This is a genomic window from Thiomonas sp. SCN 64-16 (genome assembly GCF_001725585.1).
Taxonomy (GTDB): Bacteria; Pseudomonadota; Gammaproteobacteria; order Burkholderiales; family Burkholderiaceae_C; genus Thiomonas; species Thiomonas arsenitoxydans.
On the sequence record NZ_MEGQ01000001.1, the window covers coordinates 57642 to 72672 of the forward strand.

The window sequence follows — 15031 nt, forward strand, 5'->3', positions numbered from 1 at the left end:
TCCTGCGGAACTTCGCGTCCGCCCGCCTCGATGAGTTCTTCCTCTACCGCTTCGCCCTCTCCGACGCCGCGCCCGCGCGCTCGCTCTCCCTGGTGGCTGCGCGCCCTGATCGGCCTGGTGGTCACGGTCTTGGGGCTGCTGATCACGGCCGCGCTGGTTGTGGGGTTGGTGCTGGCGCTCAGCTGGCCGCGACTGCCCGACATCTCGGAATTGCAGAACTATCAACCCCAGTTGCCGCTGCGGGTGTATTCGGCGGACAACGCGCTGCTGGGCGAGTTTGGCGAGGAGCGCCGGGTGTTCATGCCCATTGGACAGATTCCCGATCTGATGAAAAAAGCGGTGCTGGCCACCGAAGACGACCGCTTCTATCAGCACGGCGGCATCGATTGGCCCGGGGTGGCTCGCGCGCTGCTGGCGAATCTGGAGCGCTCGCGCAGTCAGGGCGCCTCGACCATCACCATGCAGGTGGCGCGCAATTTTTATCTGTCGCGCGACAAGACCTTCACCCGCAAGTTGTTCGAGGTGCTGCTGGCGCTGAAGATCGAGCAGCAGATGAGCAAGGACCAGATTCTGCAGCTTTACATGAATCAGATTTTCCTCGGCCGCAAGGCCTACGGTTTTGCCGCGGCCGCGCAGGCTTATTTCGCCAAACCGCTCGACCAGCTCTCCCTGGCGCAGATGGCGATGCTAGCAGGTCTGCCCAAAGCGCCCTCGACTTACAACCCCATCAGCAACCCGCAGCGGGCGCGGCAACGTCAGTTGCATGTGATCGCGCGCTTGCAGCAACTGCGCTGGATCACCCCGACGCAGGCGCAACAGGCCCGGGACGAGCCGCTGGCGCTGCGCACCGCGCAGACGGAGGACAATGTGCATGCGGGCTACATCACGGAGACGGTGCGTCAGATGGTGTTCGACCGCTACCACGAAGCCGCCTACACGCGAGGATTGAATGTTTACACGACCATACGCTTGCGCGATCAACTGGCGGCCTGGCGCTCGGTGCAGAGCGGCGTACTGTCTTATGAGTTGCGCCAGCCGTATCGCGGACCTGACGCCTTCATCGATCTACCCAATGCGGTGGACGCGATTCCCGGAGCGATCGAACAGGCCTGCGCCGACCGAGTCGCAGCCGACGACATGGTGTGCAGCGTGGTGCTCAGCGCAAAGCCCGCCGAAGTGAAAGTGATGACCGAGGCGGGACAGATCGTGACCGTCTCAGGCGCGGGGTTGCGGCAGGTGCGCGCACTCGGGCTGTCGGACAAGGCGCAGCCCGCCATCAAGCTGCGCGCCGGCGCGGTGGTGTGGCTGGCGGAGGATGGGCCAGGGCAATGGGTCATCACCCAACTGCCGCAGGTGCAGTCGGCCTTCGTGTCGATGAACCCGAATAATGGTGCCATCGTTTCGATGGTGGGCGGCCTGGACTTCGCTCGCAACAAGTTCAATCACGCCACCCAGGCCTGGCGCCAACCGGGATCGAGTTTCAAGCCCTTCATTTACTCGGCCGCGCTGGAAAAAGGCATCACCCCGCTCACCGTGGTCAACGACGCGCCGATATTTTTCTCCGCGGCGCAGACAGGCGGCGAATCGTGGGAGCCGAAAAATTATGACGGCAAATACGAGGGGCCGATCAGCCTGCGGCGAGCCGTGGCGCAGTCGAAGAATATGGTGGCCATCCGCGTGCTCGACCACATCGGCCCGAAGTTCGCGCAAACCTGGAGCACCCGTTTTGGCTTCGAGGCCAGCCGCCAGCCGCCCTACCTCACCTTGGCGCTGGGCGCGGGCACGGTCACGCCCTTGCAGATGGCACGTGCGTATAGCGTGTTTGCCAATGGCGGCTATCTGCTCAAACCTTTTTTGATCAGCAAGATCACCGATTCCCAAGGGCAGGTACTGTTTCAGGATCGGCCGCAGCAAGCGGGCGATGAAAAACTGCGGGTGATTTCGCCGCGCAACGCCTACGTCATGGACAGTCTGCTGCAGGAGGTCACGCGCTCGGGCACGGCGGCGCGGGCGCAGGCGACGCTCAAGCGCCCTGACCTTTACGGCAAGACGGGCACGACCAACGACTTTCTCGACGCCTGGTTCTGCGGCTTCCAGCCCAGCTTGGTGGGCGTGGCCTGGGTGGGCTACGACACGCCGAAGAAACTGGGCAACAAGGAAACCGGCGGTGCGCTGGCCCTGCCGATCTGGATTCGCTACATGCAGACGGCTTTGCAGAACGTGCCGGTTGCCAGCTATGCGCAACCGCCGGGCATCGTGGTGGAAAACGGCGAGCCGGTGTACAGCAACTTCGCCAATGGCGGCGGGGTTGCCAGCCTCGGACTGGACGCGCCCCTGCCGCCGCCCGAGGTCACGCGGCAAGAGCGCGACTCCATCCTCGACCTGTTCAAAGGCAATTGATCGCTGACGGACTTACAGCGTGGGCAAATCGAGAGGCGGCGCGTCCAGCGTCTGCATGACCCGGTGCAGCGCCGCGCCCAGCGTTTCGCCGGTGCGGGTGTCGCACCAATGGCTGCCGCTCCACACAAAGTGATGCGCTCCGGCGCGCGATGCGAGCCAGACCTGATGCGTGGGCTGCTGCAGGTTGATGATGACCTGATCTCCGCTGTCGAGTTCCAGCCGCAGCACGGAGCCGTCGCGTTTGGAATCGAGGTCAGCGGCGTCGGCGGCCGCTTCGATGGCGGCCAGGGCCTGTTCGGCAATCTGCAGATAACGGGTGTCGTCGAGCGTGTCGGACATGGGGCGGCTGATACACTGATTTTCGATGGACACACAGCTTAATCGACCGCAGCACCTGCGCCCTCTGCTACGCCTGATGGCCGCGCTCGGGGTGGTTGTTTTGCTGGGCGGCTGCGGACAGACCGGCCCCTTGTACCTGCCCACGCCCGCCCCAGCGCATTCAGCCTCTGCCGCGCCGCGCTGAGGGTTGGCTGCCTCGGTTTGCTGCAATTGCTTGCCACGTTTGTTTGCCGCCCTTTTTCGGACGCCTTGATGAAGACCTTGCTCCTCCCTGCCCTGCCTGGGCATCCCCACATCGCCTATGTCGGCTCGACCTTGAAGATCGAGCAAGTCACCGCCTCTGCCGTGGCGGCTGAATTCGGCACCCCGACCTATGTCTATTCGCGCGCCTCGATCGAAGAGGCGGCGCAACGCTATAGCCAAGCGGCGCAGGCCAGCTCGGTGCATGTCGCCCTGCGTTACGCGGTGAAGGCGAACTCCAACCTGGCGGTGCTGCAGCTGCTCGCGCGCCTGGGCTGGGGCTTCGACATCGTTTCGGCGGGTGAACTCAAACGGGTATTGGCTGCAGGGGGCGAAGCGGGCAAGGTGGTGTTTTCCGGCGTGGGCAAGTCGGCCGACGATATGCGCTTTGCGCTCGATGTCGGCGTGGAGTGCTTCAACGTCGAGTCGCCCAGCGAGTTGGCCGCGCTCAACTGGGTCGCACAGGCCGCGGGCAAAGTCGCGCGTGTGGCGCTGCGCGTCAACCCGGACGTCGACGCCGGTACGCATCCCTATATTTCCACGGGCCTGAAAACCAACAAATTCGGCATCTCGCAAGATCAGGCTGCGCAACTTGCGCTGCAGACTGCGCAGTTCGAGCAAGTGCAACTGGTGGGCATCGCCTGCCACATCGGCTCGCAGATCACGACCGTCGAACCCTATCTGGACGCGCTGGACAAGGTGCTCGATCTGGTGGAGCAGATGGAGCGAAAGGGCGCGAAAATCGAGCACATTGATCTCGGCGGCGGTCTGGGCATCCGCTACACCGACGAAACCCCGCCAACGCCGCAGGAGTGGCTGAGCCCGCTGCTAGCGCGCATCTCGGCGCGCGGTTTCGGTCATCGCACCATCGTGATCGAGCCCGGTCGTTCCATCGTCGGCAATGCCGGCGTGCTGCTCACGCGCACCCTGTTTCTCAAATCCACCCCGGTCAAGCACTTTGCCGTGGTCGATGCTGGCATGAACGATCTGATCCGCCCCGCGCTTTACTCGGCCGAGCAGGCCGTCGTCCCTACCGAGCAAAGGGAAGGCAGCGCCTTGAAATACGACATCGTCGGCCCGGTGTGCGAATCGGCCGACTGGCTGGCGCGCGACCGCGCGCTGGTGCTGGCGGAAGGCGATCTGCTGGCCATTTTGTCGAGCGGCGCCTACGGCATGGTGATGGCGTCCAACTACAACAGCCGCGGCCGACCTGCCGAAGTCATGATCGACGGCGCCACCGCCACGCTGATTCGCCCGCGCGAAACGCCCGAACAACTCTACGCCAGCGAACGGCTCTTGCCCTGATTAGTGACCTGCTTGCCGACCTGATTGCCGACCTGTTTTCCGGTCGGATCGTTGCTCTGATCATCGACAGCTCTTGCGCGGTGCAGTTGAGTGCGTCGGGCCAGCGCCGCCCGCCAGGCCCACCACAGCCGCAGCCCCAGCAGCAGCGCGAGAATCAGCGCATAGACCGTGGGGCTGGCGGTATTGTTCTTCGCCAGCTTGCCCCACCAGAAGTGGAACACCGCCACCACACCGACCCCATAAACGAGACGGTGCAAGGCCTGCCAGCGGCGGGCGCCGAGACGGCGGATCATGCCGTTGGTGGAGGTCAGCGCCAGCGGGGTCATCAGCAATAAGGCGGTCATTCCGGCGAGCACAAAGGGATGTTTGACCACATCGCGCAAGGCCATGTCAACGCTGAAACCGTTGACCAGCCCCAGCCACGCGGTGAAGTGCAGCAGCGCGTAGAAAAACACGAACAAACCGAACATCCGCCGAAAGCGCGCCAGCTCGGCCCATCCGGTGAGCTTGCGCAAGGGCGTGACCGACAGGGTGATCAGCAGCAGTCGCAGCGCCCAAAGGCCGGTGGTCCAGATCACGGTCTGTTCCGGGTTGGGCCCCAGATCGTTGGTCCAGCCACGCCAGAACAAACCGGCGAAAGGCAGCAGACACAGCACGAACAACAGCGGTTTGACCGCTCGGCTGCGCAAGACCTGGCGTGGCAGAGAGAGCGACGACGCGGCAGTCATAGCGCTCAGAAAAACTTTTTCAGATTCATGCCCTGATACAGGCTGGCGACCTGCGCGCCATAGCCGTTGAACAGTTGCGTGGGAATGCGCGGCGCGAACAAGCCGCCGAAGGCGCCGCCCTGGCCGATCATGCGTTCATTGGCCTGGCTCCAGTTCTGCGGGCTCACGTCGGGGTTGACGTTGGAGTAGAACCCGTACCACTGCGGCACGGCTCGCATCCATGAAGTGACGGGCTGTTTTTCCACCAGCCGAATCTTGACGATGGACTTGCCGCCCTTGAACCCGTATTTCCAGGGAATGACCATGCGCATCGGCGCGCCGTCCTGATTGGGCAGCACTTCGCCATAAAGGCCAAACGTGAGCAGGGTGAGCGGGTGCATGGCCTCGTCCATGCGCAGCCCTTCGAGATACGGCCATTGCAGAATGGGGTCGTTCTGTCCCGGCATCTCCGCCGGGTCGAGCAAGGTGATGTATTCCACATACTTGGCGTTGCCCGTGGGCTCGACGGCCTTGAGCAGGTTGGAGAGCGAATAGCCCAGCCAAGGCACCACCATCGCCCAACCCTCGACGCAACGATGGCGGTAGATGCGCTCTTCCATCGGCGCGAGCTTGAGCAGATCGTCGATGCCGAAGGTGCGCGGCTTGTGCACCTCGCCCTCCACCACCACGGTCCACGGCCGGGTGGTCAGACTGCCGGCATTCTGGGACGGATCGCTCTTGCTCGTACCGAATTCGTAGAAATTGTTGTAGGTCGTGACGTCCTTGTAAGGCGTCGTCGCCTGCGTGGTGGACAGGGCGGTGTTTTTTTGCGCGGCCAGCGCAGGCAACTTGCCCGGTGCGGGCAGGCCGCCGTGCACAGGTGTTGCGGTCGCCTGCGCACGATGTGCAGTGAGCGCCGCCACGCCTGCCGCGGCGCCGACTCCGGCCGCCGCGAGAAAGTGCCGACGATCCTTATAGACTTCTTTCGGCGTGATTTCCGAAGAATGCGGGTGTTCGAAACCTTGGTCTTGACGCTTGCTCATGATGCGCTCCTGTGCGGCGGGCTGGTATGCCGGTCGATAGACGGCAGATCGGGCGACCTTATTCCATCGCGACAGCGGGTAGTCGCTGCAACACGCCGAGCCTTACAGTGCGAGCCCATCCCCGCCTGCTCTGAGGGGATTGGGGTGTGAAGAAGGTCTTTCTTCATGGCTACTTCCAATAAAAAAGGCCCCGAAGGGCCTTTTTTACGTCGCTAGTTCATCTCACAGCTTGCCGTAGGAATGCAGGCCCGAGAGGAACATGTTCACGCCGAGGAAGGCGAAGGTGGTGACCAGCAGGCCGGTCAGCGCCCACCACGCGGCAACCTGACCGCGCAGACCCTTGATGAGGCGCATGTGCAGCCATGCGGCGTAGTTCAGCCAGACGATCAGCGCCCAGGTTTCCTTCGGGTCCCAGCTCCAGTAGCCGCCCCAGGCCTCGGCGGCCCACAGGGCGCCCAGAATGGTGGCGATGGTGAAAAAGGTGAAGCCGATGGCGATGGACTTATACATCACGTCATCCATCACTTCCAGCGAGGGCAGATGCGAGGCGATGCGACGACGGCCATACAAAATACCGGCCACGATCAGCGCCGAGACACCGGCGAACACGCCCCAGTACTCGGAGATGCCGCCCTGACGGAACACCAGCGGCTCGAAGAACATCACAAAGCCGATCAGCCACAGCGGCGTGAGCTTCCACAAGGAAGTCTCATTGGCATGGGTCTTGATGAGGTAAGCGAAGCCGACCATGGCCGCGATGGCGAAGGTGCCGTAACCGATGAAGTTCGCCGGGACGTGCAACTTCATCCACCAGCTTTGCAGCGCAGGCACCAGCGGCTGAATTTCGTAGGCGTTTTGCACCATGCTGTACCACAGCAGGAAGCCCACCGCGGCGCTGACCACCAGCATGGCGAAGGCGCCCATACTGCGGGTCTTGTATTTCTGCTCGAAATACAGATACAGAATGGTGGTCAGCCAGGAGAACAGCACGAACACTTCATACAGATTCGACAGCGGGATGTGGCCGATGTCCGGCCCGATCTGATAGCTCTCATACCAGCGCATCATGGTGCCGACCAGCGCCATGGTGATGCCCACCCAGGCCAGACGCGAACCGAAGTACTGCGAGAAATTGGACTGCCAGCCCTTGGCGTCGCGCACCATGCCGTCGCCGCCGCCAACCATCGCCCCGCCTCCGCCGGCCAGCGCCATGCCTGCTGCGGTATTCTGCGCCGGGCCGGTGAACATGCCGAACCAGTAGGCTGCGGTGCTCAGGAACATCAGGAACGCCATCCACAGAATCGCAGACTGGCTGGCGAGGAAGTACTTGAGGAAAAACACCTGTTCACTGCGCGCCAGCACGGCGTGCCCATCCGGCCCCTGATACAGCCAGATGCCGAAGAGCGACAGGCCCGTGACGACAAGCGCCAAATTCTTGATGGCCGTCCACCCCCAGCCGAGGAACATCAACGTCGTCGTCGCTCCCAGGAAAATGAGCTTGACGTAATAGTTCATGTTCTGGCCGTACTGGCTCAGCACATACGCATCACCACCGGCGATGAGCAGTAGAAAAATCCAGTCATACATGGTGCGTCGGCGCAAGTAAGCACCGATGCCGTTCTGGCGCGGAGGTTCCGAACTCTTGGAGTTCAGTGGCAAGCTATGGGATTTGCTGGCAAGTTCCATGGCGGGTCCCTATTCAGGTCGAGGCAGTGTCCGGCGATTGTGCTTTCGCCGGGTCGGGTGATGCTACGCCCAGACTGGCTGTGCGCAGTGTTTCAAATTCCTTCTTGTATTCCATGGTGCGACGGTTGGTGCTCATGGCCATGAGGGTGTCGCTGCCGCCGTCTTCCCGGTCTTTCACCAAAAACCAGACGCGGCGTTCACGGATGTAAAGCATGGCAAATACGCCGAGAATGAGCAAGACCGCGCCGGTATAGACCACAACCTTGCCAGGGGCGCGCGCCACCTGGAAGATGCTGGCCTGGATCTGCTTGTAATTGGTCATCTGCAGATAGAGCGGCGACGGATAGAAAAAGGTGTCGGACAGGGCGAGTACGGCCGAGTCGAAGAATTTTTCATGCGCCGGGTCTTGAGTGACCGGCTTTTCTCCATGATTTTCGCGGCTGATCTGCCAGAGCTGCCACAGCGTGCCGTTCAGAATGCGCACGAACACGTCGGAGGCCTGCTGCTGCTTGTCTTGCGGCACGGCGGCTTCGAGATACTGCGCCAGCGCGGGCAGGCCGCCGGGCGCCTGAACCACCGGCTTGCCGGTTTTGGGATCGTTAGGAATTTCACCCGCAAAAATATCCAGCGTGCGCGAGGCGGTTACCAGGAGTTGATTTTTCAGCTCGGCAGTCGCGTCTGGCGGCAAAGAGGCGGCGACGTACTGGGCTGCGGCCTCCTGACGATCTTTCGAGTTGAACAAGGCGGCGCGGAACCGCATCCAGCCGTCGATGGAATCATTGCTGTCGGCCGGTATGCGCAAATATTTGTAACCCGCGTCGAGCGAACCGCGCTCCCCGGCGAGGAACACCTTTTCGCCATTGAGCTCAACCGGCAACATGTAGTTGAAATACTCGTGCGCCTGACCCGAAGCATCGCGAATCTTATAGATCACTGCGGGGCCGATGTTCTGCAGATGCCGCTCACCCGGCGCAGCCACAGGTGCGCCCAGGTGCCGATCGAAGCCGGACATGAAGGATTGCTCCTTGGGTTTGACGCCGGTCATCTGCGCCGGGCTCATGTCCTGCACGTTGAAGATTCGCAGTTCGGTGAACTCGACCTGCATGCTCTGCGCCCCATTGCTGAGCTGGCGATCCGAGCCCACGGTGCCGGTCAGATCGAAGGTCTTGTCGCTGGGGCCGTGCATCGGCCAGGCCTTGAGGAACAGTTCAGATCCGCCATCGGCGAAGCCCGACTGGAAGATGGTGACGCCGTCATACGTCAACGGATGGTTGACCTCGATCTTCGCCGGAAAGCTCTTGCCCGAGCGGGGATCGGTGATCACCACATCGCTGGCGAACAAGCGCGGCATGCCGGTGGAATAGAAGTCGATGTTGAACTTTTTCAAATGGATGTTGAACGGCAGCGGCTGCAGCAACACGCCGTCGCCCATGCTGAGCACCGCCATATTCGATTCGCCGCCATCGGGAATCTGCAGATTGCCGCGAAAGGTCGGGTTGTGCACCGACAGCTTGTTGATCTCGGGCACCTGCGACAACAGCATATTGGCCTTGAGCGGCTCTTTGCCGAACATCCACATCTGCGCCTTGATCATCATGTCGCCATCGAACAGCGCACCTACGCAGATCAGCACGAATGCGGCATGCGCCAGCACATAACCAATGCGGTTGATGCCTCCGGTCTTCGCAGCGATCATGGTGGCGCCCGCACCGCCCTCCTGCGCCGCAGGACGCTCCTGCACCTTGAACTTGTAGCCGTGGCTCTTCATGACGCCCGTCAAATGCGCCACGGTGGCCGCGCGGCCATCGGTGAACGTGGTTTCGCCACGCTCGTGGAAGTGGCGCATGCTCTGCTCGCGCATCCCCTCTTTATAGGTCTTCAGATCGGTGATGATCTTGGGCGTATTGCGGATCAGGCACAGGCTGGTGGACACCACCAGAAAGGTCAGGATCAGCAGGAACCACCAGGAGGAATAGACGTTATATAGCTCGAACTTGCGGAACACTTCCGCCCAGAACGGCCCGAACTGGTTGATGTAATTGTTGTAGGGCTGTCCCTGGGTGAGCACCGTGCCGATGATGCTGGCGACGGCGACGATCACCAGCAGCGCAATGGCGAAGCGCATCGACGAAAGCAGTTCGACAAAGGCGCGCCAGGCGCGTGAGCCGTGCTGCAGCTCCCAGCCGGAGGTACTCAGAGTGGTGTTGGGAACTGGCGATGGGGTGGCAGACATACGGTGGGAAACTTGGCGCAGCGAACGAGGAGCGAACGATGGGAAATCGGTAGGCCAGACTTCGATCAATCAGACCGCCCTGCGGCACGCCGCAAAAGGGTAGGTGGACAGCATCGAAGACAGGTGTGACAGAGGCAATAGCTTGAAAAGATCAACGAACCAATATAACAAAACGGAAAAACCTCAAATTTGATATCCCACAGGCCAGAGGTGTCATGCGCCGAACCGGAGAGAGCGTGGTTTTCGGCTGAACGAACAGCTGTTCGTTCCGGATCATTTCAACTCAGCCCGGCCCAAACCATCAGACCCCCTACTCTCACCCTTGGTCTCGCCGTAGGACAGAGCATGCCCGGCGGGCGAAAGTTCCGGTAACAGAGCGTATCGGTCGCCTTTCGGCTGGTGGCGCGGCCCGATTCAGCGCGGCAACTCGGACGGAGCGCGCAAGCCAGCCGCATACTCGGCCACGGCGGTGATCTGCTTGTCGGTCATGCGAGAGGCGATATCGTGCATTTCCGGGCTGTTGGTGCGGCGGTCGTTACGGAACATCTGCAGTTCGGTTTCCAGATAACCCAGCCACTGCCCGCCGATACGCGGATAGCGCGAAGGCATGCCCGCGCCGCCCGGGCCGTGGCACGATACGCACGCCGGTACGGCCCGGTCGGGAATGCCCGCCATCCAGATCGCCTGGCCGAGTTTCAACTCTTTTTTGTCGGCAAAGGCCACCCCGGGCTTGAAGGTCTGGCGGCTGTAATACAGCGCGACATCTCGGATTTGCGCGTCGGTCAGCGTTGCCGCCATGCCATTCATGATGGCGTTGACCCGCGCCGGGTGTTTGGCGCCCTTGGCGATGCGATAGTCGTGCAGCTGCTTGACCAGATAGTCGGCATGCTGCCCGGCCAGTTTGGGAAATTCGGTCGAAGTAGCGTTGCCGTCGATGCCGTGGCAGGCAGCGCAGGTCTGCGCCACCTTGGCGCCCGCCTGAAGCTGCGCCGGCGTGGGCGCGGGAAAGGAAGTTTCGCTGACACTGGACGCCGTAGCCGCCGGGGCGTCTGCGCCCCACGATGGAGCAGACGCCAGCGACAGGCCGGCAAGAGTCAAGACAACGCGCACTGCAACCGAAGGGGTAGGCATGAAAGCGATCCATCAGAAATTCGCCCGCGCCGGACTAACAGTGACAAACAGCGACAATGCACTGCGCCGCGCGGCTCGGACACCGGCGAGAGCGCAGCCCTTTGCTGCACCCGGCCAGCCTGTTTGCACAAGATGGCGCATCCTACCGATACATAAGTTATGGCGAATATAGGGAATTCCAGCAGGTCAACCCCCCCGCAGGTGCGTTTCAGCCCCTTGCTCCACAGTGCGCGCTTTATGGTGACGAGTTCTTCGATGGAGAATCTGCCCGTTACCGGGCTGCCCGAAATCGCTTTTGTCGGCCGCTCCAACGCGGGCAAATCCACGGCGATCAACACCCTGTGCCAGCAGCGGCAACTGGCGTTCGCCTCCAAAACGCCCGGCCGTACCCAGCACATCAATTTTTTCGCCGTCGGCCCTAAAGACTCACCCAGCGGATTGCTGGTCGATCTGCCGGGCTACGGCTATGCGGCGGTGGCCAAAACCGACAAAAAGCGCTGGCAATTGTTTCTCGCCCAGTATCTGGCCGAGCGCGGGCCGCTGGTCGGGCTGATTCTGCTGGCCGATTCGCGCCTGGGGCTGACCGAAACCGATCTGAGCCTGCTGGCTTTCATGGCCCCGGCCAGCGTGCCGCTGCATGTGCTGCTGACCAAGGCCGACAAGCTCAACCGCCAGGAGGGACAGCGCGCCGCGCAGGCGGCACGCGATCAACTCGCGCAGCACGCACAAGCGGTGGGCATGACGGCGCCGATTTCGCTGCAACTGTTTTCAGCCACCAAGCTGTCGGGCGTTGAATCGGCGTCACAACTCATTGAAAGCTGGCTGGAGGAGGCTGCGAGGCCGACAGAAGGTTCCGAATCCGAGCGGGAGTCCGGCGCGGCGAGCGAGCTCACGGACGACCCAGAGTGAGATAGAAGTTGACTTTCTGCCCTGGCGCCTTGCCCAGGCCGAAATACACCGGGCCCAGCGGCGTATCGGTGCCGAGATACACACTGGTGCTCGAACGCAGATCGCTCAGGCTGACCTGCGCGCGCTGCGCCCAGGTGTTGCCGCGCTCGTAGGCCAGACCAAGATAGGCGGCGCCGCCAAACAATCCGGGCGTGACCAGTTCGTAGCGATAGCCAATGCGGCCATAGATCAGGTAGTTGCCGATGAGTTGGCCCTCGCGATAGCCGCCCAGCGCGTCGAAGCCGCCGAGCGATAGGTAGTCGAGATTGAGCAGCCCGGCACGGTCGCGGAAGCTGGCCACCCGGGCCGCCACCTCCACGGTGTGCCGCCCGAAGCTGGCGACGTCCTGCCCGGAGAGGTCGATGCGGTCGTAATTGGCATCGCTGCCCAGCGCGGTGCGGGCGAAAAACAGCTCGCCCCGCCCGCTCCAGCCTTTGCGGGGAAAGTAGGCATGATCGAGCCGGTCGGCCAGCACCAGCAGCCGCATGCCGCCTTCGCGCAGCAGGGCGCTGCTGTTGTTCAGCGGTGGCGCCCCGAGCAAATAGGTGCCGTAGATGTTCGCCCGGCTCAGACCGGCGCGCAATTCGCCGTAGTCGCCCAGGGGCACGCCCAGATCGAGGCCCACGCGCTGCGTGGTGAGACGGTAGCGCAGCACGGGGTTGTTGCCGGAATACACATCGACGGGCCGCGCGTCCAGATCGAGATAAGGTGAGACGAACAGCCAGCCGCCGCGCGTGATGGGCTGATATAGCTCGGACATCCAGCGGTTGCGCCAGCCGATCTGCAGATCGTTGCGCCACTCGCCGCCCAGACTGTTGAGCCAGGGCCGCCGCTGCGAGAGCTGCAGCGAAAACCGCGACTGGTTGCGCAGATCGGTATAGAGCCCGAGCCCGAAGCGCAGATAGTTGGGGCCCCAGGGCTTGTCCTGCAGGCGATATTCGAGCACCTGTCCGCGCCGACCGGAGACCAGGCGGTAATCCACCCGCGAAAAATCGCCGCTGCCGAAGAGACGATCGACATCGGTGCGCACTTTGTCGAACTGCAGCGGCTCGCCGGGCTTTTGCTCCAGCCGGGCTTTCAAGGTTTGATCGATGCCCGCAGACAGCCCGCGCACTTCCACCCCGGCCAGCGGCGCGTTGAACTGCAACTGTGCCACCAGCGACTGCGCCCGGCGGGCGAAGGCGTCGCGCCACTGCGCGTACTGCGCGGGCGGCAAGGCCAGCGGTTCGAGCTGCGCGCGGGCGGCCATCACCGCGTCATAGCCGATTTTGATGGCGCGGTCGCCCGCCTGAAAATCGAGCGAGGACAGGTCGCCGAGGTCGGGCGAGATGAGCACGTCGCCCGGCTTGAGCGTGGCGATCTGTGCGCGGATGTTCTGCTCGATCAGAATATTGATCATCTGCGAGGTCAGCCCGACGATGTTGTCGAGCGACTCGCGCGACGCCAGCGGCGTGCCGATATTGATCGCCACCACATGCTGCGCCCCCATGTCGCGCGCCACATCCACCGGCAAGTTGTCCACCAGTCCGCCATCGCCCAGCAAGGCACCGCCAAACTCGGTGGGCGGAAACACCCCCGGCACCGACATGCTCGCGCGCAGCGCCGTGGCCAGCACGCCCTGCTGCAGGATGACCTTCTTGCCCGTCACCATATTGGTCGCCACGGCGCGGAAGGGAATCGGCAGATCGTTGAAATCGCGCACGGTCAGCGCGGGCAGGGTGAGGTTGGTCAGCACCTGCTCAAGCTGGGTGGTGTTGACCGCCGCGTTGGGAAACTGCACCTGTCCGTGATCGCTCAACCCGAACTCGATGCCGCCGGGCATTTGCTCGTCGGCCCGTTTGCGGCGGAAGGCCAGCCCTTCGCGCGCCGGGCGACTGGAGAGCACGCTGGCCCAGTCCATGCCCGAAACCTGACTGCGCAGCACATCCACCGACACGCCCTCTGCATACAGCCCGCCGATGATGGCGCCCATGCTGGTGCCCGCGATGCAGTCGATCGGCACGCGCAGTTGCTGCAAAGCTTGTAGCGCGCCGATGTGCGCCAGCCCCCGCGCCCCGCCACCCGAGAGCACGAGACAGGTCTTGCCGGGCACGACGATGGGGGCGGGTGCAGGGGCAAGCGCGGGCGCGGAAGGTGTTTGAGCGGCGGCAGGCAGCAGCGACAAGCCGCCGACGACCAGCACCCCGATCAGGCACGCAGCCGCCGCGCCCCGAATCCGCCTGTAGCCCGGAAATTGCCGCATGCGAACTTTCTCGGCCCTTACCTGGCACTCAGGCCAAAGCGTTTCCGCAAGAGCCGCAAAACCGATCTTCCGGAGCCGTCTGTGTGCCACATTGCGAACAGAACCGCCCTTTCAGCGACGGCGTCGTCGAGGCAGATTCGGCGGCCTGCGCGGCGGGCATCAGCCCCAGGGCCTGGGCGGTCGCCGCGGGCAGCACCGCGGCCGACTCCGCGCCGCCGCCGAGCAACTGATTGAACTTCCCGATATGCGCCGCGCGCTCCGCATCGAGGCTGGACTGCGGCGCGATCAAGGTGGGGCGCTCCTGGCCAAAGCCGCGCAACTCGCCCGCCATGCCACGCGCCACGTCGGGCAGCCCGCGCATGGCCAGCACCTGTCGCGGGCCGGTGCGCTCGAACAGCACGGTGTCGATCTCTGACGCCCAGACCCGCAAGGTCATGGCCTCGATGTTGATGACGTCTTTTTCCGTCTTGAGCCGATCGGCCAGCACATTGCCCATTTCCATGCGCGCCGATTCATAGCTGCCCTGAATATCGACCCAGATCACGGTGGAACGAAAGTCGTAGCCCCCCCACAGCGCATACACCGCCGCCACGCTCAGCCCCGCCCCCAACAGCGCCGCTGCGGCTAAATAGAGAAACAGATTTTCGATGCGGTAGGGGTTGGGCAGATTCAGCGCCTGACTTCGGTCGGAAAATTCGTAACTCATGGCAATGGATTGGGTGGATGTTGGCAGGCGATTTTCCGGCTTTCCGGCTTC

12 protein-coding genes are annotated in these 15031 nt (G+C 63.0%); 4 read left to right on the top strand and 8 right to left on the bottom strand.

Going from position 1 to position 15031, the window contains the following annotated elements; translation table 11 throughout:
* Window positions 1-30: 30 nt before the first annotated feature.
* Complete coding sequence (locus ABT24_RS00260) at window positions 31-2400, top strand: penicillin-binding protein 1A (protein WP_276727834.1); 2370 nt, start codon at window positions 31-33, stop codon at window positions 2398-2400.
* 12 nt (window positions 2401-2412) lie between these two features.
* Here ABT24_RS00260 and cyaY read toward each other — a convergent pair whose 3' ends face one another.
* Window positions 2413-2739, bottom strand: coding sequence for an iron donor protein CyaY (cyaY, locus tag ABT24_RS00265; RefSeq protein WP_276727831.1), 327 nt, complete (start codon window positions 2737-2739; stop codon window positions 2413-2415).
* A gap of 25 nt (window positions 2740-2764) precedes the next feature.
* Here cyaY and lptM point away from each other — a divergent pair, with 25 nt between their 5' ends.
* Window positions 2765-2923 (top strand): LPS translocon maturation chaperone LptM, encoded by a 159-nt coding sequence (gene lptM / locus ABT24_RS00270; RefSeq protein ID WP_156054476.1) that lies wholly within the window; start codon window positions 2765-2767, stop codon window positions 2921-2923.
* Window positions 2924-2991: 68 nt separating this feature from the next.
* The gene (gene lysA, locus ABT24_RS00275) at window positions 2992-4284 is read left to right on the top strand and encodes a diaminopimelate decarboxylase (RefSeq protein WP_276727828.1); all 1293 of its coding nucleotides are present in this window, start codon (window positions 2992-2994) and stop codon (window positions 4282-4284) included.
* Here lysA and msrQ read toward each other — a convergent pair.
* From msrQ to ABT24_RS00300, 5 genes are all read right to left on the bottom strand, one after another.
* Entirely contained in the window at window positions 4257-5012 is a 756-nt protein-coding gene (msrQ, locus tag ABT24_RS00280) for a protein-methionine-sulfoxide reductase heme-binding subunit MsrQ (protein ID WP_276727825.1), read from the bottom strand. The two genes, lysA and msrQ, sit on opposite strands and share 28 nt — an antisense overlap.
* 5 nt (window positions 5013-5017) lie before the next feature.
* The gene (gene msrP / locus ABT24_RS00285) at window positions 5018-6034 is read right to left on the bottom strand and encodes a protein-methionine-sulfoxide reductase catalytic subunit MsrP (RefSeq protein WP_276727822.1); all 1017 of its coding nucleotides are present in this window, start codon (window positions 6032-6034) and stop codon (window positions 5018-5020) included.
* Window positions 6035-6256: 222 nt separating this feature from the next.
* On the bottom strand, window positions 6257-7621 hold the full coding sequence (gene ccsB, locus ABT24_RS00290) for a c-type cytochrome biogenesis protein CcsB (RefSeq protein WP_049774714.1): 1365 nt from the start codon (window positions 7619-7621) through the stop codon (window positions 6257-6259).
* Between the two features lie 112 nt (window positions 7622-7733).
* Entirely contained in the window at window positions 7734-9953 is a 2220-nt protein-coding gene (locus tag ABT24_RS00295; RefSeq protein WP_276727818.1) for a cytochrome c biogenesis protein ResB, read from the bottom strand.
* Between the two features lie 414 nt (window positions 9954-10367).
* Complete coding sequence (locus ABT24_RS00300) at window positions 10368-11084, bottom strand: c-type cytochrome (RefSeq protein ID WP_276727815.1); 717 nt, start codon at window positions 11082-11084, stop codon at window positions 10368-10370.
* A 216-nt stretch (window positions 11085-11300) separates the two neighbouring features.
* Between ABT24_RS00300 and yihA the strand changes: the two genes are divergently transcribed.
* Window positions 11301-11993: a ribosome biogenesis GTP-binding protein YihA/YsxC gene (yihA, locus tag ABT24_RS00305; protein ID WP_013104903.1), complete on the top strand. Its 693-nt coding sequence runs from the start codon at window positions 11301-11303 to the stop codon at window positions 11991-11993.
* On the opposite strand, the gene ABT24_RS00310 is transcribed toward yihA, so the two are convergent.
* Window positions 11974-14274, bottom strand: coding sequence for a patatin-like phospholipase family protein (locus ABT24_RS00310; protein ID WP_276727811.1), 2301 nt, complete (start codon window positions 14272-14274; stop codon window positions 11974-11976). The genes yihA and ABT24_RS00310 overlap by 20 nt on opposite strands.
* Window positions 14275-14302: 28 nt before the next feature.
* Window positions 14303-14980 carry a zinc ribbon domain-containing protein gene (locus ABT24_RS00315; protein WP_276727808.1) on the bottom strand — a complete coding sequence of 226 codons (678 nt, stop codon included), beginning with the start codon at window positions 14978-14980 and terminating at the stop codon, window positions 14303-14305.
* Between the last annotated feature and the right edge of the window lie 51 nt (window positions 14981-15031).

Coding starts and splice junctions, on each gene's coding strand:
- ABT24_RS00310 (WP_276727811.1), bottom strand. CDS start 14,274: ATGCGGCAATTTCCGGGCTACAGGCGGATTCGGGGCGCGGCGGCTGCG.
- ABT24_RS00295 (WP_276727818.1), bottom strand. CDS start 9,953: ATGTCTGCCACCCCATCGCCAGTTCCCAACACCACTCTGAGTACCTCC.
- ABT24_RS00315 (WP_276727808.1), bottom strand. CDS start 14,980: ATGAGTTACGAATTTTCCGACCGAAGTCAGGCGCTGAATCTGCCCAAC.
- msrP (WP_276727822.1), bottom strand. CDS start 6,034: ATGAGCAAGCGTCAAGACCAAGGTTTCGAACACCCGCATTCTTCGGAA.
- ABT24_RS00260 (WP_276727834.1), top strand. CDS start 31: ATGAGTTCTTCCTCTACCGCTTCGCCCTCTCCGACGCCGCGCCCGCGC.
- lptM (WP_156054476.1), top strand. CDS start 2,765: ATGGACACACAGCTTAATCGACCGCAGCACCTGCGCCCTCTGCTACGC.
- ABT24_RS00300 (WP_276727815.1), bottom strand. CDS start 11,084: ATGCCTACCCCTTCGGTTGCAGTGCGCGTTGTCTTGACTCTTGCCGGC.
- lysA (WP_276727828.1), top strand. CDS start 2,992: ATGAAGACCTTGCTCCTCCCTGCCCTGCCTGGGCATCCCCACATCGCC.
- msrQ (WP_276727825.1), bottom strand. CDS start 5,012: ATGACTGCCGCGTCGTCGCTCTCTCTGCCACGCCAGGTCTTGCGCAGC.
- cyaY (WP_276727831.1), bottom strand. CDS start 2,739: ATGTCCGACACGCTCGACGACACCCGTTATCTGCAGATTGCCGAACAG.
- ccsB (WP_049774714.1), bottom strand. CDS start 7,621: ATGTATGACTGGATTTTTCTACTGCTCATCGCCGGTGGTGATGCGTAT.